Origin of the sequence: Bradyrhizobium guangxiense, assembly GCF_004114915.1 — a bacterium.
GTDB classification, from domain to species: domain Bacteria; phylum Pseudomonadota; class Alphaproteobacteria; order Rhizobiales; family Xanthobacteraceae; genus Bradyrhizobium; species Bradyrhizobium guangxiense.
In genome coordinates this window covers 1,692,668-1,712,259 of sequence record NZ_CP022219.1, presented here as the reverse complement: position 1 = coordinate 1,712,259, position 19,592 = coordinate 1,692,668, and the positions used below count along the sequence as shown (strand labels likewise).

Annotated in this window: 18 protein-coding genes; 9 read left to right on the top strand and 9 right to left on the bottom strand. The window is 65.2% G+C overall.

Annotation, left to right across the window (positions count from 1 at the left end; all coding sequences use genetic code 11):
* Positions 1-149: 149 nt before the first annotated feature.
* Together X268_RS08110 and X268_RS08105 are read left to right on the top strand one after the other, a co-directional pair.
* A complete protein-coding gene (locus tag X268_RS08110; RefSeq protein ID WP_128924442.1) occupies positions 150-1,043 on the top strand; it encodes a sugar kinase in 894 nt (297 codons plus the stop codon).
* Between the two features lie 18 nt (positions 1,044-1,061).
* Positions 1,062-1,979 carry a ribokinase gene (locus X268_RS08105; RefSeq protein ID WP_128924441.1) on the top strand — a complete coding sequence of 306 codons (918 nt, stop codon included), beginning with the start codon at positions 1,062-1,064 and terminating at the stop codon, positions 1,977-1,979.
* Here the strand turns inward: X268_RS08105 and X268_RS08100 are convergent, their stop codons facing one another.
* A complete protein-coding gene (locus X268_RS08100; protein ID WP_128924440.1) occupies positions 1,980-3,200 on the bottom strand; it encodes an NAD(P)/FAD-dependent oxidoreductase in 1,221 nt (406 codons plus the stop codon). It abuts the gene before it with no gap.
* 228 nt (positions 3,201-3,428) lie between these two features.
* Between X268_RS08100 and X268_RS08095 the strand changes: the two genes are divergently transcribed.
* On the top strand, positions 3,429-4,223 hold the full coding sequence (locus tag X268_RS08095) for an enoyl-CoA hydratase/isomerase family protein (RefSeq protein WP_128924439.1): 795 nt from the start codon (positions 3,429-3,431) through the stop codon (positions 4,221-4,223).
* A 12-nt stretch (positions 4,224-4,235) separates the two neighbouring features.
* Here X268_RS08095 and X268_RS08090 read toward each other — a convergent pair whose 3' ends face one another.
* The 3 genes from X268_RS08090 to X268_RS08080 all read right to left on the bottom strand — a co-directional run bounded on the left by X268_RS08090 (position 4,236) and on the right by X268_RS08080 (position 8,747).
* Entirely contained in the window at positions 4,236-5,948 is a 1,713-nt protein-coding gene (locus X268_RS08090) for an IlvD/Edd family dehydratase (protein WP_164937609.1), read from the bottom strand.
* A gap of 389 nt (positions 5,949-6,337) precedes the next feature.
* On the bottom strand, positions 6,338-6,751 hold the full coding sequence (locus tag X268_RS08085; RefSeq protein ID WP_128924437.1) for a hypothetical protein: 414 nt from the start codon (positions 6,749-6,751) through the stop codon (positions 6,338-6,340).
* A 202-nt stretch (positions 6,752-6,953) separates the two neighbouring features.
* Positions 6,954-8,747, bottom strand: coding sequence for a winged helix-turn-helix domain-containing protein (locus X268_RS08080; RefSeq protein WP_128924436.1), 1,794 nt, complete (start codon positions 8,745-8,747; stop codon positions 6,954-6,956).
* 148 nt (positions 8,748-8,895) lie between these two features.
* Here X268_RS08080 and X268_RS08075 point away from each other — a divergent pair, with 148 nt between their 5' ends.
* The 4 genes from X268_RS08075 (at position 8,896) to mddA (ending at position 10,607) form a co-directional block, all read left to right on the top strand.
* Positions 8,896-9,201, top strand: a complete 306-nt coding sequence (locus X268_RS08075) for a nickel-binding protein (RefSeq protein ID WP_128924435.1) — start codon at positions 8,896-8,898, stop codon at positions 9,199-9,201.
* Positions 9,202-9,253: 52 nt separating this feature from the next.
* Positions 9,254-9,502: a hypothetical protein gene (locus X268_RS08070; RefSeq protein WP_128924434.1), complete on the top strand. Its 249-nt coding sequence runs from the start codon at positions 9,254-9,256 to the stop codon at positions 9,500-9,502.
* A 2-nt stretch (positions 9,503-9,504) separates the two neighbouring features.
* The gene (locus X268_RS08065; protein WP_128924433.1) at positions 9,505-9,762 is read left to right on the top strand and encodes a hypothetical protein; all 258 of its coding nucleotides are present in this window, start codon (positions 9,505-9,507) and stop codon (positions 9,760-9,762) included.
* 71 nt (positions 9,763-9,833) lie between these two features.
* Positions 9,834-10,607 carry a methanethiol S-methyltransferase gene (gene mddA, locus X268_RS08060; RefSeq protein ID WP_128924432.1) on the top strand — a complete coding sequence of 258 codons (774 nt, stop codon included), beginning with the start codon at positions 9,834-9,836 and terminating at the stop codon, positions 10,605-10,607.
* 66 nt (positions 10,608-10,673) lie between these two features.
* On the opposite strand, the gene X268_RS08055 is transcribed toward mddA, so the two are convergent.
* Positions 10,674-11,498 (bottom strand): NAD-dependent epimerase/dehydratase family protein, encoded by an 825-nt coding sequence (locus tag X268_RS08055; protein ID WP_128924431.1) that lies wholly within the window; start codon positions 11,496-11,498, stop codon positions 10,674-10,676.
* An 89-nt stretch (positions 11,499-11,587) separates the two neighbouring features.
* Between X268_RS08055 and X268_RS08050 the strand changes: the two genes are divergently transcribed.
* Positions 11,588-12,565: an SMP-30/gluconolactonase/LRE family protein gene (locus X268_RS08050; protein WP_128924430.1), complete on the top strand. Its 978-nt coding sequence runs from the start codon at positions 11,588-11,590 to the stop codon at positions 12,563-12,565.
* Between the two features lie 216 nt (positions 12,566-12,781).
* Here the strand turns inward: X268_RS08050 and X268_RS08045 are convergent, their stop codons facing one another.
* Both X268_RS08045 and X268_RS08040 read right to left on the bottom strand, forming a co-directional pair.
* Positions 12,782-14,212: an aldehyde dehydrogenase family protein gene (locus tag X268_RS08045; protein WP_128924429.1), complete on the bottom strand. Its 1,431-nt coding sequence runs from the start codon at positions 14,210-14,212 to the stop codon at positions 12,782-12,784.
* A gap of 265 nt (positions 14,213-14,477) precedes the next feature.
* Positions 14,478-16,841, bottom strand: coding sequence for a transketolase (locus tag X268_RS08040; RefSeq protein WP_128924428.1), 2,364 nt, complete (start codon positions 16,839-16,841; stop codon positions 14,478-14,480).
* Between the two features lie 133 nt (positions 16,842-16,974).
* Between X268_RS08040 and X268_RS08035 the strand changes: the two genes are divergently transcribed.
* Positions 16,975-17,436 (top strand): Lrp/AsnC family transcriptional regulator, encoded by a 462-nt coding sequence (locus X268_RS08035; RefSeq protein WP_128924427.1) that lies wholly within the window; start codon positions 16,975-16,977, stop codon positions 17,434-17,436.
* A gap of 3 nt (positions 17,437-17,439) precedes the next feature.
* Here the strand turns inward: X268_RS08035 and X268_RS08030 are convergent, their stop codons facing one another.
* Both X268_RS08030 and X268_RS08025 read right to left on the bottom strand, forming a co-directional pair.
* On the bottom strand, positions 17,440-18,519 hold the full coding sequence (locus X268_RS08030) for a zinc-binding dehydrogenase (protein ID WP_128924426.1): 1,080 nt from the start codon (positions 18,517-18,519) through the stop codon (positions 17,440-17,442).
* 60 nt (positions 18,520-18,579) lie between these two features.
* The gene (locus tag X268_RS08025; RefSeq protein WP_164938102.1) at positions 18,580-19,524 is read right to left on the bottom strand and encodes a DMT family transporter; all 945 of its coding nucleotides are present in this window, start codon (positions 19,522-19,524) and stop codon (positions 18,580-18,582) included.
* Between the last annotated feature and the right edge of the window lie 68 nt (positions 19,525-19,592).

The following is a 19,592-nucleotide window of genomic DNA, read 5'->3' as shown; positions in this document are numbered from 1 at the left end:
ATCGCCCGGTGATGGTCGTATTCCCTGGCCATGCTGACCTCAAGCGCTTCGGGCGGCAGTTTTGCGAATAATTTCAGCGTCCCGCCGAAGCGGAACCGGTGCTACAGTAAGTGCCCGGCCGGGACCACAAAGCGCATGACGGACAAGCAATGCAGGCTCTCTTCATCGGACAGACCTATATCGACGTCGTCTTCATCACCGACCACGTGCCGACCGGCGACGAGAAACACGTCGCCTCGGACTACGCCGTTTCGTTCGGCGGCAACGCGGTGACGGCGGCGTTCTGCTGCGCCAAGCTCGGCATCGTGCCGGATCTCATCGCCACCGCGGCCAATGACTGGCTGGGACGCATGTTCCAGGACATGTGCGCGAAATACGCGATCTCGCTGCACGGGCGGAAGGTCAACCAGTCCTCGCTCTCCTTCATCATGCCCAAGGACGGCAAGCGCGCCATCGTCCGCTGCCGGGACGACGAGCACATCCATCCCTTCCCGATGCTCAATCTCGGCGGCTGCCGCGCGCTGCATGTCGACGGCCACCAGCCGGATGCGGCGATCCACTACGCCAAGGTGTGCCGCGAGGCCGGCATCCTGACCTCGCTCGACGGCGGCGGCCTGCGCACCAACACCCATGAGCTGCTCGAATATATCGACGTCGCTATCGTCGCCGAGCGCTTGTGCGAGCAGATGGATCTGACGCCGGAGAAAATGCTCGACTACCTCAAGAGCCGCGGCTGCAAGATCGGCGGCGTCACCATGGGCGAGAAGGGCCTGTTGTGGTACGACGAGACGGGAACGGTCCAGGTGATGCCGGCGATGCCGATCCCGCGCGAGCGCGTGATCGACACCAACGGCGCCGGCGACGTCTTTCACGGCGCCTATGTCTATTCCTACCTCGCCCATCCCGGCAAAAGCTGGCGGGAGCATTTCGACTTCGCCCGCGCCGCCTCCACCTTCAAGATCCAGCGTCTCGGCAACGAGGCCGGATTGCCGACGCTGGTCGACATCGCCAAGGTCAGGCACGAGTTCGAGGTCAGGGTGTAGACTCGCTTGAGGTTTCCTATGGGGCGCGTCTTCGTCGCCGGCAGCATCAACATGGATGTGGTGGCGACGGCCGATCGCCATCCACGCATCGGCGAGACCGTCGCGGGTCGGCAGGGGCTGTATTTTCCGGGTGGCAAGGGCGCGAACCAGGCGGTGGCGGCGTCACGGCTTGGCGCGCGGACCACGCTGATCGGGCGGCTGGGGACGGATTCGTTCGGGGCCGAGCTGAGGACGTTCCTCGGCGACCAGGGCATCGATCTCGGCTATGTCCAGGAGATGGCCGAGGCACACACCGGCACCGCCATCATCACGGTGGCGGAAGCCGACAACACCATCGTCGTCATTCCCGGGGCGAACGGGCTGGTCGGCGCCGACGACGTCGAGATCGTGCCGCTGCTGGCGGGCGACGTCGCGGTCAGCCAGTTCGAGATTCCGCTGCCGGCCATCGCCGCGTTCTTCCGGCGCGGCCGTGCCGCCGGAGCCACGACGCTGCTCAACCCGGCGCCGGCGCAAAAGATGTCCGATGAACTGCTGGCGCTCGTCGACATCCTCGTGCTGAACGAGACCGAGCTCGGCTTCCTCGCCGGCGCCGAGGTCTCGGACGGTGACGAGGCCGCGGAGATCATCGACGTGGCGCGACAGCTCCAGGCGCGCCACGACCAGACCATCTGCGTCACGCTCGGCAAGCGCGGCGTGCTCGCGCTCGCGGGCCGCGAGGAGATTGCGGTGCAGGGGCGCACGGTGAAAGCGATCGACACGACAGGCGCGGGCGACTGCTTTGTCGGCGCGCTCGCCGCGCAACTCGCCGACGGGGCGCCCTTGCGCGCCGCCCTCGCCTTCGCCAACGCCGCCGCCTCGATCAGCGTGCAGCGCATGGGTGCCGGGCCGTCGATGCCGACGGCCGCGGAGGTTAAGGCCGTGCTCGGCGCGGGTTGATCACGCCAACGCGCTCTTCAGGTCGAAGCTCTCGTCCGCGGCCTGCTCCGGCGTGATCGAGCGGTCCATGGCCTGCAGGCGACGGCCGAACATGTGATCGCCGGCGCGGTTGATGGACTCGATGCCGAGCAGCTTCTCACCCTGGTAGCAGAACGCCGAAAACGCCTTCTTGGCGGGATCGCCGCGCAGCACGACGCGGTCGTAGCCGGTCGTCAGCCCCGCGATCTGGAGCTTGTCGTCGCCCTGGTCGCTCCAGAACCAGGGATGGCCGTCGTAAGGCTTCTTGTCGCCGGTCAGCCGCGCCGCGAGGCAGCGGGCGTGATCGGTGGCGTTCTGCACCGATTCCAGCCGCAACGATCCGCCGAAGCGTGGACTGGCGAACAGCGCGCAATCGCCGATGGCGGAGATGTCGGGGTCAGCGGTCGCAAGATATTCGTCGACGATGATGCCAGCGGCGACCGGCAACCCCGCCTGCGCCGCGAGTTCGATGTTCGGCAGCACGCCGACGCCGACCACGACGAGGTCGGCGGGCAGATGCCGTCCGTCGCTCAGGGACACGCCGGTGACCTTGCCGCCCTCGGCCTCGATCGAGGTCGCCTGCACGCCGAGATGGATGCGGATGCCGGCCTCGCGATGCCGCGCCTGGAAATATTCGGAGACCTCCGCCGTCACCGCACGCGCCATCACGCGCGGGGCAAGCTCGAGCACGTCGACCTCGAGGCCCTTGATCCGGGCGGTCGCGGCAAACTCGAGCCCGATGAAGCCGGCGCCGATGATCACAGCGCGCGTCTTCGACGGCATGATCGCGCGCAGCGCCTCGCTCTCGTCGAGGATGCGCAAATATTTCACGTCCGCCAGGTTGGCGTTGGGCAGATCGAGCAGCCGGTTGCGCGCCCCGGTCGCCAGCACGAGATGGCCGTAGGCAAGCGTCTCGCCCGAGGCGAGATGCAGCTTGCGCCCGGCGCGGTCGATCGACACCGCGCGGCCCGCGATCAGCTCGATCTTCTGATCCTGGTAGAATTTTTCAGGCCGGAACATCAGGCTCTCGGGACCGGCGGAGCCCTTGATATAGGCCTTGGACAGCGGCGGCCGCTGATAGGGCAGATGCGCCTCGTCGTTGATCAGGCAGACGCGCTGCGAAAAGCCCGCCTGGCGCAGCGACGCCGCGACCTGATAGCCGCCATGGCCGGCACCGACGATGATGACCGGACCCTCGCTCATTGGACAGCCCATTTCCGGAAGACACGAGCGTGACCCATGCCGCCTCCTCTCTCGCTGATTTTGGTTGCTGACCTTACGAGGAGCCGGCGCTCGTGTCCGTCCCTTGGCGAAGGCGCGTCCATTTGAGCCTATCGTTCCGTCCAGTGCAAGGGTGCACCGCGGGGATTGTCTCCCCCGCGCTTCTGCGATTTAGTCGCTGCTGACGACCTCACGCCGGGGATATTCCAGATGCCAGCTCCCGTCTCCCAGCCCGATGATCCCGCCCTGCTGCGGATCGACGGCCCGATCGCGACCATCACGCTCAACCGCCCCGCCGCCTTCAACTCGATCAACCTCGCCATCGCGCAGAAGCTCGAGCAGCTCGCGGCCACGATCGAAGGCGATGACGCAGTCCGCGTCGTGGTCCTCGAAGGCGAAGGCCGCGCATTCTCGGCCGGCGGCGATCTGCAGACGATCGGGGCGGCCGCGGAGGCGGGCACGGTGACGCCGGTCGTCGGCGAGCTCTTGAAGCACTATCATGCCTTCATCGAGATCATCCGGCGCATGCCGAAGATCTCGTTGTCGAGCGTGCACGGCTCGGCGGCTGGCGCCGGCATGGGCCTCGCCTTCGTCACCGATCTCTGCATCGCCGCCGACGACGCCAAGTTCACGCCGGCCTACGCCAAGATCGGCGTGTCGCCCGACGGGGGCTCGACCGTCGGCATCGTCGGCACGGTCGGCTCCCGCCGGGCGCTGCAGATCTTCCTGTCGGAGAACAATTTTACCGCGCAGCAGGCCTATGAATGGGGCCTGGTCGCGAAGATCGTGCCCGCCGCGGAATTGAAGGCGGCCACGCGAAAGCTCGCCGAGCGTCTCGCGCAGAACCCGCCGGCCGCCATCGCCGGCACCAAGCAGCTGGTCTATCAGGCCGCCACCACGCCGGTGAAGCAGCAGCTCGACGCCGAGGAGCACAAGATCATCATGGCGATGAACACGGAGGAATTCCGCGTTGCCGTGAAGAAGTTCACGAGCAAGGGCAAGTAGCGCCTGGCGCGATCAGCCCTTCACGGGGCCAGTCCTCTGCATGAAATCGAAGTCGCAGCCCTCGTCGGCCTGCATGATGGTCTCGTTGAACAGCCAGGCGTAGCCGCGCCGTGCTTCTTCCTGCGCGGCGGCCGGCTTCAGTGCGGCACGGCGCCGTTCGAGCTCGGCCGGATCGACCAAAAGCTCGATGCTGCGCTTGGCTACATCGAGGCTGATCATGTCGCCATTCATCACCAGCGCCAGCGGTCCGCCGACGGCCGATTCCGGGGTGATGTGCAGCACGATGGTGCCGAACGCGGTGCCACTCATGCGCGCATCGGAAATGCGCACCATGTCCTTGGTGCCGCCGCGCGCAAGCTTCTTGGGGATCGGCAGATAGCCCGCCTCGGGCATGCCCGGCGCGCCCTTCGGGCCGGCATTGCGCAGCACCAGCACGTCGTCGGAATTCACGTCGAGATCGGGATCGTCGACCCGCAGCGTCATGTCCTCGACGGATTCGAACACGACCGCGCGCCCGGTGTGCTTGAGCAGCTTCGGGCTTGCGGCGGATTGCTTGATGACCGCGCCGCGCGGCGCGAGATTGCCGTGCAGGATGGCGAGACCGCCCTCCTTCTTGATCGGATTGTCGCGCGGACGGATGGCGTCCTGGCCGGGCACGTCCTCGGCATTCGCCGCGATCTCACGCAGCGTCTGGCCGCTGATCGTCCTGGCGTCGAGATCGATGAGATCGCCGAGCTGCGCCAAGAGCTTCGGCACGCCACCAGCGTGATGGAAGTGCTCCATGTAATGCTCGCCGGACGGCTTGAGATCGACCAGCACCGGCACTTCGCGGCCGATCTGGTCGAACGCGCCGAGATCGAGCCGGTGCGGCGAGCGATGCGCCATCGCGGTCAGATGGATCAGGCCGTTGGTCGAGCCGCCGATGGCCTGGAGCACGACCTGCGCATTCTTGAAAGACGCCGGCGTCAGCAGATCGCTGGGCTTCGGCCCCTTGGTCTTGGCCATCTCGGCGGCAACCTTGCCGCTGGCCTCGGCAAGACGAAAGCGCTCGGCATGGGGCGCCGGGATCGTCGCGCTCATCGGCAGCGACAGGCCCATGGCTTCGATCATGCAAGCCATGGTCGAGGCCGTGCCCATCACCATGCAGGTGCCCACCGACGGCGCGAGGCGTCCGTTCACCGCTTCGATCTCGGCATCGTCCATGTCGCCGGCGCGATATTTCGCCCAGAGACGGCGGCAGTCGGTGCAGGCCCCTAACACCTCGCCTTTGTGATGACCGACCACCATGGGACCGACCGGAATGACCACGGTCGGCAGATCGGCGCTGATCGCGGCCATCACCTGCGCCGGCAAAGTCTTGTCGCAGCCGCCGATCACGATCACCGCATCCATCGGCTGGGCCCGGATCATCTCCTCGGTGTCCATCGCCATCAGATTGCGCAGGTACATCGAGGTCGGATGCGCAAAGCTCTCGGCGATCGAGATGGTCGGGAACACGAACGGCATCGCGCCCGACAGCATCACGCCGCGCTTGGCGGCTTCGATGATCTGCGGGACGTTGCCGTGGCAGGGATTGTAGTCGCTATAGGTGTTGGTGATGCCGACGATCGGGCGCTCCAGCGCGTCGTCGGAATAGCCCATGGCCTTGATGAACGCCTTGCGCAGGAACAGCGAGAAGCCGGCATCGCCATAGCTCGTCAGACCCTTGCGCAAACCACTCGTCATCATGCTGCTCCCTAAGCTCTCATTGTGGTACAACCTGCCCCTCGATTGTCAATAAGATCAGTCGATAGCGTCCGGCGTTAGCTTCGCCCCGTCCCGCTTGAGCCGCGCGCCATCGCGTTAAGCGTTTATTTCCTGCAGCCATCCTTCGAGATGCCCGCCTTAGGCGGGCTCCTCAGGATGAGGACCGAGTGCACGGCAGTAAGTTGCGACGAGCTGCGATGCAGCTTAGCCTCATCCTGAGGAGACCGCGAAGCGGTCGTCTTGAAGGACGAGGCGTGCGCGCAGACCGCCGGGAACTCTCCGTGAGCTCAACTCTCATCGTCCTTGCAGAGGCCACCTACCGCGTAGACCAGTCGCGCTGCAGCAAGCCAAGACGCGCAACAGACCGCTCAGTACCGTCTCAAGAGCCCGCGATCTGTGCTTGCCTCGCCATATTCGGCACAGGCCCGGTTCGGGTTTCTGATCAGGTCGGTCCGGACGCGCCTGAATGTCCTGGCGGCCGCATCCGCCACCTCCGGACGGAACTTGCCGGGATCGTAGCTCTCGCCGTCGCGGGCCTTGATGGCCGCGGCATAGGCGTCGATCATGGCCATGGCGGCATCGGGGCTGCCGAGCAGCCGGGCGCCGAGCTGAACGCTGCCGCTGCCGTCGACCTCGTAACCGTCGCATCGCTGTTCGAGCACCACGGATGCGATGACGAGTTGGTCGAGGAACGTCGCCTCGGCCTCGGTGAGCGCTGCGGCTTGCGACGGTTCGGAAGCGATCATCGCGAGCATCGCGACGGCTGACAATTTGATTTTCATTGTCGGGACTTCCGCTGCTGCCGTCGCGCCGCCATCAACGCAACGGGTGCTGATTACAGTCGCACCCATCGAAAGCCGGAAGGCTGGAGCAGCCTTGATCCATATCAACGGACGGAACGCCAGAGCACGCGGTGGCGCCAGTTGGACCGCACAAGACAATCACGCGTCGTCGCACAGGCGGGACACCGATCACGGGCGGCGGCTAGGCAGCACGTCCCGTCGTTCGCGTCTCGACCTCGCGCCGCAAGACCGCACAGGCAGCCTCGAACTTCCGCGAGCCCAGTTCGCCCGCCACCAGCTGGGCGGCGTGAATTTCCGCTGAAGCCCCTCGAACGTCATCATGCGCCAATTGCAGCTTCGCGATACGGAGTCTCAGCCTGACGGCCTGCACTCGCCCGTCGATGCTCGACCACAGTTGCCGGGCCAGGTGCAGATGCCGCAGGGCAGAGTCGTAATCGTCGCGCGCATCGGCAAGAACCGATTGCGCTTCGTTCGTCAATGCCCGGATCGACGGCATCGGCCAGCGGTCCGGACTTCCGGAAAGCTCTTCGATCAGCTCCCGGGCCTGTTCATGACGGCCTGTATGCGCGGCGGCGAGCGCCAGATGCGCGAACAATATTCCTCGCCGCTGCAAGGTCCACCAGGTCTTTCCGATCAAGCTGCGTTCGAGACTGGTGTAGGCCGCTTCTGCCTCGCCACGTTCCAGCAAGAGCATGGCGCGGCCGGGCTCCGGGCACCAGCCGAGGGCATAGGCCTTTTCGTAGGCTTCGAGCGCGGCGTCGTCATTGCCGATCGCAGCCTGGACATCAGCCAGCACGCGATTGGCATCGCCGATCGCCCATGGTGCATCGCTGGTCAGCCGTGCCAACGAATCCTGAATGCGCGACAAGGCTTCACCAAGCGAGCCCCTGACGCCAAGGACTTCCGAGCGATGAAGCTGGCAGGAGCCGGTCAATTCCATCCCGCTCTCGGAGCAATACTTCTGATAGCCCAGCGTCCACTGGTCCGCCCTCGCCCAATCTCCGAACATCCGCGCCGCCCAAAGGATGTTGCAGTAGAGGATGCCTCCGACGATCGGATCGATATCGCCGCTGGAAAGCGCCATCGCAGCGGCGAGGTCCTGATCCGCCAGTCCTGCGCGCGTATCGCCCAGACAGAGCCGGTAGAACCCGCGATAAGCAAGGCTCAGGGCCTCGATGCCAACGGCGTCCTTGTGCCGGACCGTGCTGTAGGCGATATCGGCCAGCGAAAGCGCCTGTTCAGGCTCGCCGTCGAACGCGGCGACTTTCGACTTCATCCAGAGAGTTAGCGCAGTCGTGGCGGGATCCTCGATGTCAGAGGCCCAATCCTCCGCGCGGGCCAGCCAACCCTTGGCAATCGCCGCCTGGCCGCGCTCGAAGTGCAAGCCGGAGAGCGTGACGGCGTCGACGACAGCCAGCGGCACGTTGCCCGCCCTGGTATGGGCGGCGACTGCACGAGCCAACAGAGGCAAGGCTGCATCGGCCCTGCCGGTGCACTGCAAGGCCAGCGCCCATTGGTGCAAGTCGGCGCCATCAAGCGGTTGGACGGGATCGGCCGCCTCGAACAGCGCTGCGGCGTCGTCCCAGGCTTGCGCGGCAGTCGCGCGTTGCGCCTGCGCCCGCAGGTCCGGGGCTTGCTCGTCCGTGGTCTCGAGAGCGGCAACCCGCGGCTCCGATACGCCGTCGATGCAGAAGCGATATCCCCTGCCCGGCATGTTCCGGATGGCGCTATCCATGCCGCCCCTGCGCAGCACCCCACGCAGCATGCTGACCGCCCGCTGCAAGGAATTGTCGGTGACGGTTACGTCAGGCCAGAGGGCATCGAGCAGCTCTTCCTTGGTGACGACCCGGTCCCGGTTCCGCGTCAGGTAGACCAGCAGATCGAACACACGCGGCTGCAACGCGACTTCCCGCTGCGCGTGAAGAAGCGCGCGGCCCGCTTCGTCGAGCTCGAAGGGTCCAAACCTGAGGGTCATATCGTTATGTCCAGGGGAGGCGGAAAAGGTTCAGACAAGGATCAGGCAATGATCAGGCCCCGGTCAGGACGATCAGCGCCGGCGGCGCCTATAGCTCCTCACGGCCTTCGGTCACGACCGACTGGCATCAACCCTGAGGAGACGCCTTATGGAACTCTATGTCATTCGCCGCCCAAGCGCCTGGGCAAACCTGAGCGAACTGGAAGCCGCAGGCGCGAAGTCCGCGCAGATCGGCAACGAGCAGATGTCCGACCGCGTTCGCTGGATCCGCAGCTATGTGGTCCATGAGGCTGACGGCCGCATCGGCACCTTCTGCATCTATGAAGCGCGCGACGGGGAGTCGATCCGCGAGCATGCACGACGCGTCGGCATGCCGGGTGAGGAATTCTACAAGGTCGCCACGACCGTGGTCGTTCGCAGCGATCCCACCCCGCAGACGGCCGCCGCCGAATAGCAGATCGGCGCGGGCGGCGCCTCAACTCGTGCTGCCGTGAAAGGATAAAGAAATGTCCATTCAGTCTCAGGCGCCGCCCGCACTGAGCCCCTCACAGCGATATCTCGCCGGCATCCTGCTGCGGCTTCGCCGACTCATCAATCAGTCTGTCGCCAGCATGCTGGCGAACCGCGAGAAGGCCGCAATGCAGTTCGCGAAGGGTTGCGGCGGGGCCACGGCGAGCGGTGATGGCACGGTTCGAGACGCGCTTCATCATCAGACGATTTGCATTCCCGGCAACAGTTTCAACTCGAGGACATAGTCATGAATTCTTTCTTCCAATCCGACGCTTCCGAAGCCAAGACCTCCGATTTCAAGAATTTCAGGCGCGGAAATCTCAAATCCAGAACCGCCGCGCTGGCGATCGGGACAATCTGTGCCGTCGTGATGTCGCTTGTTCTGGCCTCGGCTGCAACGACGCTCGGCGACCATCGCACCGACGGCGTGAGCGGCGGCGCAGCGGTCCAGAAAGGCCCCGGCAAATGCAAGGCCGCGACGGTTCCGACAGCCCTTGCAACGTGACGAAGGCGGCGGCGACACCGCCCGCTGAAACAGCCGCTTCAATCCTTCACCACTGAACTGGAAGATTCATCATGTCCATCACGATGCAAAACGGACCTACTCAGACCGCAAGCTCGCTCGCAGCACGAAGCTTCGTGCTTGGCTATGGCGTCCTCGCGTATCTCATCTTCTTCGTGACCTTTCTCTACGCCGTCGGCTTCATCACGCAGTTCGTCGTGCCCAAGACGATCGACGGCGGCGCAACCGGCTCGACCGGACAGGCCCTCATGGTCGACCTCGCGCTGATGTCGCTTTTTGCCATCCAGCACAGCGGCATGGCTCGCCAGGGCTTCAAGAAGCTGTTCGCCGCCTTCGCCTCACCCGCGCTCGAGCGCAGCACCTATGTGCTGCTGGCGAGCCTGAGCCTGATCCTGCTGTTCTGGCAATGGCGTCCCATCACCGCCGTGGTTTGGGAGATCGAGACGCCGATGGCAGCCTACGCCGCGGTCGCCGGCGGCTTCGCCGGCTGGCTCATCGTGCTGTACGGCACGTTCCTGATCAGCCATTTCGAATTGTTCGGACTGACGCAAGTCATCAGCCACTTTGCAGGACGGCTCGCGGAGCCGATGAGGTTCAGGACGCCGGGCCTCTACCGCCTGATCCGGCATCCCATCTATCTCGGCTTCATCATCGCGTTCTGGTCGGCGCCCACCATGACGCTCGGGCACCTGCTGTTCGCGACGGTGACGACGGCCTACATCTTCGTCGGCATCTGGTTGGAGGAGCGCGACCTGATGTCTCTGTTCGGAGATCAGTACCGGCACTACAGGGAGAAGGTGGCGATGCTGATCCCGGGCCTGTTCTGATCCGGCGCCAACGTACGGTGAGAGCGGCCAAGCAGAGCCTCGGCCGCTCTCACCATGTGGGGCGCCCTAGCGCTTATTCCAATCGATGATCCGGCTGGGATCGGCATCGAACTCCATGCTGCAGAACGTGCCGCCCTGGAAATAATCGCCGACCGGATCCGGCTTCAGCTTGGCCTGTTCCGCCATGGCATGCTCACGGAAATCCTCGGCGCGGCCCGTGGGCCGATAGCCGAATTCGTAGGCGCGATGGTTGTCCCACCAGGCACGCTCATTGAAGGAGGCGCCGTAGAATACTTCGAAATGAATGTCGGGATGCTCGAGCCCGATGCGGCAGAGCTGCACGAGGTCGTCGGGCTTGAGCCAGATCGAGAGCCGGCGCTGGTCGAGCGGCATGTCGCCGAAATTGCCGATGCGCAGGCAGGTCACCTTCATCCCGTGCTTGTCGGCATAGAGCGCGCCGACGGCCTCGCCGAACACCTTGCTGACGCCGTAGCGGCTATCGGGCCGCGGCGTGACGTCGGTGCCGATCTTGTGGTGGCGCGGATAGAAGCCGACGGCGTGGTTCGAGGAGGCGAACACCACGCGCTTGACGCCCTTGCGATACGCCGCCTCGAACAGATTATCCCCGCCGATGATGTTGGCCTGGAGGATCTGATCCCAGGTGCCTTCCACCGAATAGCCGCCGAAATGCAGGATGCCGTCGACGCCCTCGCAGATCGCCTCGCATTGCGCGAGATCGGCGAGATCCGCCGCCTTGAACTTTTCGTTCGCGCCGAGATCGGCGGGCGGCTTGATGTCGGAGAGCAGGAGATCCGGATAGATTGGCGGCAGCAGCTTGCGCAGGCTCGTACCGATTCCGCCCGAAGCGCCCGTCATCAAAATACGCGGCATGTCTTCCCTCACCTGTGCTGACCGATTTGCGGTCACATGTCTCTAATGATAGCAGGATTGTCCAGAGGGAACGAAACGAGAGAACCGGCATGAATGAGGCATCGTCCCACCCCCAGGAGCGGCCAGGCTGGCGGCCGGCGAGCTACTATCCCGATCCGGCGATCAGGGCATTGGACCCCCGTTTCGAAAAATACTGGCTGAAGCTGTCGGCGGTGGAGAGGATTGCAACCGGGCTGCGCTGGGCCGAGGGTCCGGTCTGGTTCGGCGACGGACGCTATCTGCTCTGCAGCGACATCCCGAACCAGCGCATCATCAAATGGGAAGAGGAGACGGGCGCTGTTTCAGTGTTCCGCAAGCCGTCGAATTTCGCCAACGGCAATACGCGTGACCGTCAGGGCCGGCTCATCACCTGCGAGCATGGTGGGCGCCGCGTGGTGCGCACGGAATATGATGGCAGCATCACCGTGCTGATGGATCAATTCAACGGCAAGCGGTTGAACTCGCCGAACGATGTCGTTGTGAAATCGGACGGCTCGATCTGGTTCACCGATCCGACCTTCGGCCTGCTCGGCAATTACGAGGGCTACAAGGCCGAGAGCGAGATCGAGCCCAACGTCTACCGGCTCGATCCCGAAACCGGCAAGGCGACCATCGTCGCCGAAGGCGTGCTGGGGCCGAACGGGCTCTGCTTCTCCCCGGACGAGAAGATCCTGTACGTGGTGGAATCCCGTGGGCAACCGAACCGCAAGATCCTCGCTTATGACGTCTCGGCCGACGGCACCACGATTTCCAGCAAACGCGTTCACATCGATGCAGGTCCGGGCACGCCGGACGGCATGCGCTGCGACATCGACGGCAATCTCTGGTGCGGCTGGGGCATGGGCGATCCCGAGCTCGACGGCGTCGTGGTGTTTGCGCCCGACGGCGTCATGATCGGCCGCATCGCCCTGCCCGAGCGCTGCGCCAATGTCTGCTTCGGCGGCCTCAAGCGCAACCGCCTGTTCATGGCGGCAAGCCAGTCGATCTACGCGCTGTATGTCAACACGCAGGGCGCGCCGGGGGGATAGGCGCATCTCTCTCCGCCGTCATTCCGGGGCGCACCGTCTTCGGCGCGAGCTATGGTGCGCAATAGCGCACCTGAGAATCCATCGTGCGGCAGAGCCTGCGGACAAATGGATTCCGGGCTCGTCGCTTCGCGACGCCCCGGAATGACGACGGAGCAAAACGAAAAACGCCGGAGCGGTTTCCCGCTCCGGCGTCGTGCTTGTTCAGAAGACTAAGACCTACGCCGCGTTGAAGCCGGCGACGGCCTTCACTTCGAGGAAGTCCTCCAGGCCGAACTTGCCCCACTCGCGGCCGTTGCCGGACTGCTTGTAGCCGCCGAACGGCGCGGTGCGGTCGTTGGGCACGCCTTGCAGGTTGACGTTGCCGGCACGGATCTGGCGGCCGACGCGCTTGGCGTCCTCGACCGAAGGACCGTAGACATAGCCAGCGAGTCCATACGGCGTATCGTTGGCGATCTTGACCGCGTCGGCTTCGTCCTTGGCGCCGATGATGGTCAGCACCGGTCCGAAGATCTCCTCGCGGGCGATCGTCATGTCAGGGGTGACGTCGGCGAAGATGGTCGGACGGACATAGAAGCCCTTGTTGACGCCTTCGGGCAGGCCCGGGCCGCCGGCGACGAGCGTTGCGCCCTCGTCGATGCCCTTCTTGATCAGGCCCTGGATCTTGTCCCACTGGCCGCGATTGACCACCGGGCCGATGGTGGTGCCTTCGGCGCGCGGATCGCCCGCCTTGGTCTTGTCGGCGACGGCCTTCGCGATCGCGGCGACTTCCTTCATCTTGGACAGCGGCACGATCATGCGCGAGGGCGCGTTGCAGGACTGTCCGGAGTTGTTGAACATGTGCATCACGCCACCGGTCACCGCCTTGGTGAGGTCGGCACCTTCCAGGATGACGTTCGGCGACTTGCCGCCGAGCTCCTGGCTGACGCGCTTCACTGTGGGAGCCGCACGCTTGGCGACGTCAATGCCAGCACGGGTCGAGCCGGTGAAGGAGATCATGTCGATGTCGGGGTGCTCGCTCATGGCGGCGCCGACCTCGGGGCCGAGGCCGTTGACGAGGTTGAACACACCCTTGGGCACGCCGGCTTCATGGAGGATTTCGGCGAAGATCAGCGCCGAGGTCGGGGTGAACTCGCTGGGCTTCAGGATCATGGTGCAGCCGGCGGCGAGCGCGGGCGCGACCTTGCAGGCGATCTGGTTGAGCGGCCAGTTCCAGGGTGTGATCATGCCGACCACGCCGATCGGCTCGCGCAGCACCATGGCGGTGCCGACCGGCTCCTCGAAATGATAGTTCTTGAGCACCTCGAGGGTGGTCATGAGATGGCCGAGGCCGGCGCCGGCCTGCAGCTTTTCCGCCATCGGCAGCGGTGCGCCCATCTCGTCGGAGACGGCGGCGCCGATCTCCTTGAGGCGGCCCTTGTAGACTTCGATGACCTTGGTGAGCAGCGCGACGCGCTCCTCACGGCTGGTCTGGGAGAAGGTTGCAAAGGCGCGCTTGGCGGCGGCAACCGCCTTGTCCACGTCGGCCTTCGAGCCCAGCGCAACCTCGTACATCGCCTCTTCCGTCGCGGGATTGACCACGGCGGTGGACTTCTTGACGGCGGGATCGACCCAGGCGCCGTCGATGTAGAATTGCATGCGATTGACCATCGTTAACCTCTTCTTGGGGGCATGGTGGGGGCGTTTCGGCAGGCATCCTTGCACGAAAGCGCCGGCAATTGAACCCGCCATATGCGGGGCCAGCGTTGCGGCGGACGGAGGTTATATGAGCCGATGGCGGGAGAGAGGCAAGGTAGTCCCGCTGTCATTCCGGGGCACGGCAAAGCCGCGAGCCCGGAATCCATTTCACCACCTGGACTGAGGCCCGATGGATTCCGGGTTCGATGCTTCGCATCGCCCCGGAATGACGACGTAGCTACACCGCCATTTTCCGATGCAGCACCGGCGCGCCAGTGGTGAGGCTTTCGGCCGCATCGATGATCGCATTCGCGTCGATGCCGTAGTGCCGATAAAGGTCGGCGATGCTGCCGGTCTGGCCGAACTGCTCGACGCCGAGCGCCTCGACGCGGTGGCCGCGGACGCTGCCGAGCCAGCCGAGCGCAGATGGATGGCCGTCGATCACGGTCACGATGCCGCAGTCGCGCGGCAGCGGCGCCAGCAGCTTCTCGATGTGGCTGAGATGCTGCACGCCGCGCCGGTCGCGGCGCAATTTCCGTGCGGCGGTCCAGCCTGTGTGCAGACGGTCGGCCGAGGTGATCGCGAGCAGCCCGACGTCGCGGCGGCTCTCGCCGATGAAGCCGGTGGCCTCGATCGCTTCCGGCGCGACCGCGCCGGTATAGGCGATCACGACCTCGGCATTCGGGCCCGGCTTGCGCAGCCAATAGGCGCCGTCGGTGATGCCCTGGCGCAGCTCCGGCGTCATGATCCGCTGCGCCTGCTCGATTGCGCGAGTCGAGAGCCGCAAATAGACCGAGCCGCCCTCGCCCGGATCGCGCTGCATGTGCTCGAAGCCGAAAGCCATGATCACGGCGAGCTCGTCGACGAAGGCCGGCTCGAACGAGGCGAGCCCATCCTGCGCCATGCCGATCAAGGGCGTTGCGATCGACTGATGCGCGCCGCCTTCGGGCGCGAGCGTGATGCCCGAGGGCGTCGCCGCCACCATGAAGCGCGCATCCTGGTAGCAGGCGTAGTTCAGCGCATCGAGGCCGCGCTCGATGAAGGGATCGTAGAGCGTGCCGACCGGCAGCAGGCGTTCGCCGTTGATCTGGTGCGACAGGCCGAGCGCCGAGAGCATAATGAACAGGTTCATCTCGGCGATGCCGAGCTCCAGATGCTGGCCCTTGGGCGAGGCGTCCCAATTGTAGGTGGAGGGAATTTTCTCGCTGCGGAATAAGTCCGCCTTCTCGGCGCTGGCGAACAGGCCGCGGCGGTTCACCCAGGGGCCAAGATTGGTGGAGACCGTGACGTCGGGCGAGGTCGTGACGATGCGCCTCGCCAGCTCGCTGTCGTCGCGCGCGATCTCGTTCAGCACGAGGCCAAAGCCCTGCTGGGTCGACATCTGCGGCGACGGCTTGAAGGCGAGCTGCGCGGGCACCTCGACGACGGGCGCGGTCAGGCGGCGGCCGTCCTGGTTGAAGGGAACGCGGGCGAGGAAGGCGTCGAGCTCGGCGGCCGATTGCGGCAGGCCCTCGTACTTGTCCCATTCATGGCCGGGCCGGATGTTCTGGCTGTCGCGATATTTCTCCATCTGCGCGACCGTCATCAGGCCGGCATGGTTGTCCTTGTGACCCTGGAACGGCAGGCCGACGCCCTTGATGGTGTAGGCGATGAAGCAGACCGGGCGATCGTGGTCGATCGATTCGAACGCCTCCAGCATGCTCGCCATGTCGTGGCCGCCGAGATTTGACATCAGCGCCAGCAGCTCCTCGTCGCTGCGCTTGTCGATCAGTCTTGTGATCGGTCCCTGATCGCCGATCTCGTCGTGCAGATGTTTTCGGAAGGCCGCACCGCCCTGGAAGCACAGCGCCGCATAGAGCGCGTTCGGGCAATTGTCGATCCAGCGCTTCAAGGCTTCGCCGCCTGCTTCCGCAAACGCCTCGCGCATCAGCCGGCCGTATTTCACGATGACGACGTCCCAGCCGAAATTGCGGAACATGGTCTCGAACTTTTCCCAGAGCCCCTCGCGCACGACGGCGTCGAGCGACTGCCTGTTGTAGTCGACCACCCACCAGGTGTTGCGCAGGCCGTGCTTCCAGCCCTCCGCCAGGGCCTCGAAAATGTTGCCCTCGTCCATCTCGGCATCGCCGACGAGCGCAATCATCCGCCCTTCGCGGCGGTCCTTCATCCAGCCATGCGCCTTGACGTAGTCCTGCACCAGCGAGGCGAACAGCGTCTGCGCGACGCCGAGGCCGACCGAGCCCGTGGAGAAGTCGACGTCGTCGACGTCCTTGGTGCGCGAGGGATAGGACTGCGCGCCCTTGAAACCGCGGAAGTTCTCCAGCTTCTCACGGCTCTGCCGGCCGAACAGATATTGGATGGCGTGGAACACCGGGCTCGCATGCGGCTTCACCGCGACGCGATCTTCGGGGCGCAGCACGTGAAAGTACAGCGCCGACATGATGGTGGCGAGCGAGGCCGAGGACGCCTGGTGGCCGCCGACCTTGAGGCCATCGGCGTTGGGGCGGATGTGATTGGCGTGGTGGATGGTCCAGGACGACAGCCACAGCGCCTTGCGGCTGAGGGCGGTCAATGTGTCCAGACGGGCGGAATCAACGGGCATGGCAATGCTCCCGGAAACAGATGGGGCGATGATACGCCCACGGACGGCGCCAAACTTCTCAATTTTTCGCGCCATACCTGGCGATATTGGGATATTTTACCAATGGATCGCACCAAGGACAGGTTTCATCCCAATGCCCGAGCTCGACGCCATCGACCGCAAGATCCTCAGCCACCTCCAGGCCGACAGCCGGCTGACCATGCAGGAACTTGCCGACAAGGTCGGGCTCTCGGTCTCGCCCTGCCACCGCCGGGTCAAGCTATTGGAGGAGCGCGGCGTCATTTCGCGCTATGTCGCGACCGTGGACCAGAAGGCGCTCGGCCTGCATGTCAGCGTCTTCATCTCGATCAAGCTGGCGCGGCAGAAGGAAGAGGACCTCAACCGCTTCGCCCGTGCGATCTCGAAATGGGATGAGGTGCTGGAATGCTATCTGATGACCGGCAATCGCGACTATCTGCTCCGCGTCGTCGCGGCCGACCTCGCCTCCTACGAGACCTTCCTGAAGACCAAGCTGCCCCGCCTCGACGGCATCGCCTCGATCGAGTCGAGTTTTGCGCTCAGCCAGGTGAAGTATTCGATCGCACTGCCGGTGTAGCCGTCACCGCCACGGCTGCACGATGATCTTGGTGTGCGCTTCGGGATTGGCGAGGTCGGCGAAGGCCTTTGCGACGCCGTCGAGGCCGACCTCGGCGGTCACCATCGCGGCGGCGTCCACCTGCCCTTCCGCGATCAGGCGCAGCGACGCAGCAAACTCGTCCGGCGTGTAGCCGAGCACGTATTGGACGTTGAGCTCCTTCATGATGCCCAGCATCGGCTCGTTTCTGTCGCTCTCCATGCAGACGCCGACCACCACGATCCCAGCATCGCGCGGCGCGCCCTCGAACACCTGCTGCAACAGGCCGGGCACGCCGACGCATTCGAAGATGATCGCGGGCTTGAGCGCCGGCAGCATGGCCTGGAACGGCGGCCGCGCCGCCTTCTCGGCATCAGACATCTGCGCGTGCTCGGCCCAGGTCGCATAGGGCTGCGACACCCTGGGATCGACGACAATGTCGGCGCCGAGCCTGGCCGCGAGCGCGCGCCGTGCCGGCGAATAATCGGCGGCGACGATCGGATGCAAGCCCTTGATCCGCAGCGCCGCGATCACCGCAAGCCCGACCGGACCGCAGCCGATCACGAGCGGCACCTCGCCGCCACGAATGCCGGCTTTCGCCACGGCGTGGACCCCGACGGCGAGCGGCTCGGTCAGCGCCGCGTGTTCCGGGGCAAGGCCGTTCGGCACTTCGAGCAGCAGCGCTTCGCTCAGCAGCATCGCCTCGGCATAGCCGCCGATATTGTCGTTGGAATAGCCGATGCCCTCGATGCCTTGAGGCGTCACCAGCGCCGGCAGCGAGCAGACATGCGTGCCCGGCTTGAGCTTGCGCGTAGTGCCGGAACCATAGTCGACGATCTCGCAACAGAACTCGTGGCCGAACACGACGTCACGGGTGAGGTCCATCGGCTTGCGCCCGGTCTTCTTCGCCATCTCCACCATGCGGCGAGCGTGCTGGCGCGCATGCAGGTCTGAGCCGCAGATGCCGCAGGCGAGCGTCTTCACCAGTACCTGGCCGGGGCCCGGCCTCGGCGCGGCCATCCGGTCAACGACAATCTCACCGTTCCTGAAGATCGCAGCGCGCATCCGGCTCCTCCCCAATTGTGGGAGCCGTTGATAGCACGAAGTGCGAATAGCGATATTGCGTCAGGCGTTCGGGGAACGCTCTTCCAGCACCAAGAGCTGGGCGCGGCGCACTCGCTCGCGATGGGCGATGTAGAGGCCGCTGGCGACGATGAAGGCCGCGCCGACGACGGTCCAGACGTCAGGGACTTCGCCGAAGATGAAGTAGCCCAAGATGCTGACCCACAGTAGCTGCGTGTAGGAGAACGGCGCCAGCACCGAGGCATCGCCGTAGCGATAGGCCAGCACGATGATCCACTGGCCGACGGTCGAGGCGACGCCGATCACGATGCCGAGCCCGATCGCGCTCCAGCTCGGCGTCACCCAGACGAACGGCACCATCACGGACAGGATCGCAACGCCGGTCAGGGCGGAATACGCCATGGTGGTGAGCACGGCCTCGCGACCGCTCATCATCCGCGTCAGGATCAGCGCGGCAGCCCAGCAGAACGCCGAGATGATCGGGAAAAACGCGGCGGCGTGGAACGCGCTCGTGCCCGGCCGCAGGATGATCAGCACGCCGGTCAGGCCGATCGCGGTCGCGATCCAGCGGCGCATGCCGACCTTCTCGCTCAGGAAAACGATCGACAGCGCCGTGACGAACAGCGGCGAGACGAAGCCGGTGGCGGACGCTTCCGCAATGGGAAGGAAGCTCAGGCCGGTGATGAAGAACAGCGAGGAGCCGAGCAGCGCGGCGCCGCGCATCAGCTGCAGGCCAAGCCGGTCGGTGCGCATCGCATGGAGCGGCGAGCCGGGCAGCATCACCGGCGTGAACATCAGCGCGAAGGTGACGAAGCGGATCCAGGTGATCTCGATCGACGGCAGGCTGGTCGAGAGATATTTCGCGGTAGTGTCGGAGGTGCCGAGAAAGACCGTCGACAACAGCACCAGCGCAATGCCCTTGAAGGGATGATCGACGCGCGCGGGCGCGCGGCGAGCCTTCTGCTGCTTCTTCTCCGGCACAGGCATAGGGATAGTGTCGAGCCTTGCGGCTGCGGCGGGCGGCGGTGTCACGGCTGGAACCCGGGCAAAATGCG

Bases quoted from the DNA above. Each gene is read 5' to 3' on its own strand.
- X268_RS08095 (WP_128924439.1), top strand. From the start codon at position 3,429: ATGCCAGCTCCCGTCTCCCAGCCCGATGATCCCGCCCTGCTGCGGATC.
- X268_RS08085 (WP_128924437.1), bottom strand. From the start codon at position 6,751: ATGAAAATCAAATTGTCAGCCGTCGCGATGCTCGCGATGATCGCTTCC.
- X268_RS08025 (WP_164938102.1), bottom strand. From the start codon at position 19,524: ATGCCTGTGCCGGAGAAGAAGCAGCAGAAGGCTCGCCGCGCGCCCGCG.
- X268_RS08075 (WP_128924435.1), top strand. From the start codon at position 8,896: ATGGAACTCTATGTCATTCGCCGCCCAAGCGCCTGGGCAAACCTGAGC.
- X268_RS08030 (WP_128924426.1), bottom strand. From the start codon at position 18,519: ATGCGCGCTGCGATCTTCAGGAACGGTGAGATTGTCGTTGACCGGATG.
- X268_RS08045 (WP_128924429.1), bottom strand. From the start codon at position 14,212: ATGGTCAATCGCATGCAATTCTACATCGACGGCGCCTGGGTCGATCCC.
- X268_RS08065 (WP_128924433.1), top strand. From the start codon at position 9,505: ATGAATTCTTTCTTCCAATCCGACGCTTCCGAAGCCAAGACCTCCGAT.
- X268_RS08035 (WP_128924427.1), top strand. From the start codon at position 16,975: ATGCCCGAGCTCGACGCCATCGACCGCAAGATCCTCAGCCACCTCCAG.
- X268_RS08040 (WP_128924428.1), bottom strand. From the start codon at position 16,841: ATGCCCGTTGATTCCGCCCGTCTGGACACATTGACCGCCCTCAGCCGC.
- X268_RS08100 (WP_128924440.1), bottom strand. From the start codon at position 3,200: ATGAGCGAGGGTCCGGTCATCATCGTCGGTGCCGGCCATGGCGGCTAT.
- X268_RS08105 (WP_128924441.1), top strand. From the start codon at position 1,062: ATGGGGCGCGTCTTCGTCGCCGGCAGCATCAACATGGATGTGGTGGCG.
- X268_RS08055 (WP_128924431.1), bottom strand. From the start codon at position 11,498: ATGCCGCGTATTTTGATGACGGGCGCTTCGGGCGGAATCGGTACGAGC.
- X268_RS08090 (WP_164937609.1), bottom strand. From the start codon at position 5,948: ATGACGAGTGGTTTGCGCAAGGGTCTGACGAGCTATGGCGATGCCGGC.
- X268_RS08080 (WP_128924436.1), bottom strand. From the start codon at position 8,747: ATGACCCTCAGGTTTGGACCCTTCGAGCTCGACGAAGCGGGCCGCGCG.
- mddA (WP_128924432.1), top strand. From the start codon at position 9,834: ATGTCCATCACGATGCAAAACGGACCTACTCAGACCGCAAGCTCGCTC.
- X268_RS08050 (WP_128924430.1), top strand. From the start codon at position 11,588: ATGAATGAGGCATCGTCCCACCCCCAGGAGCGGCCAGGCTGGCGGCCG.
- X268_RS08110 (WP_128924442.1), top strand. From the start codon at position 150: ATGCAGGCTCTCTTCATCGGACAGACCTATATCGACGTCGTCTTCATC.
- X268_RS08070 (WP_128924434.1), top strand. From the start codon at position 9,254: ATGTCCATTCAGTCTCAGGCGCCGCCCGCACTGAGCCCCTCACAGCGA.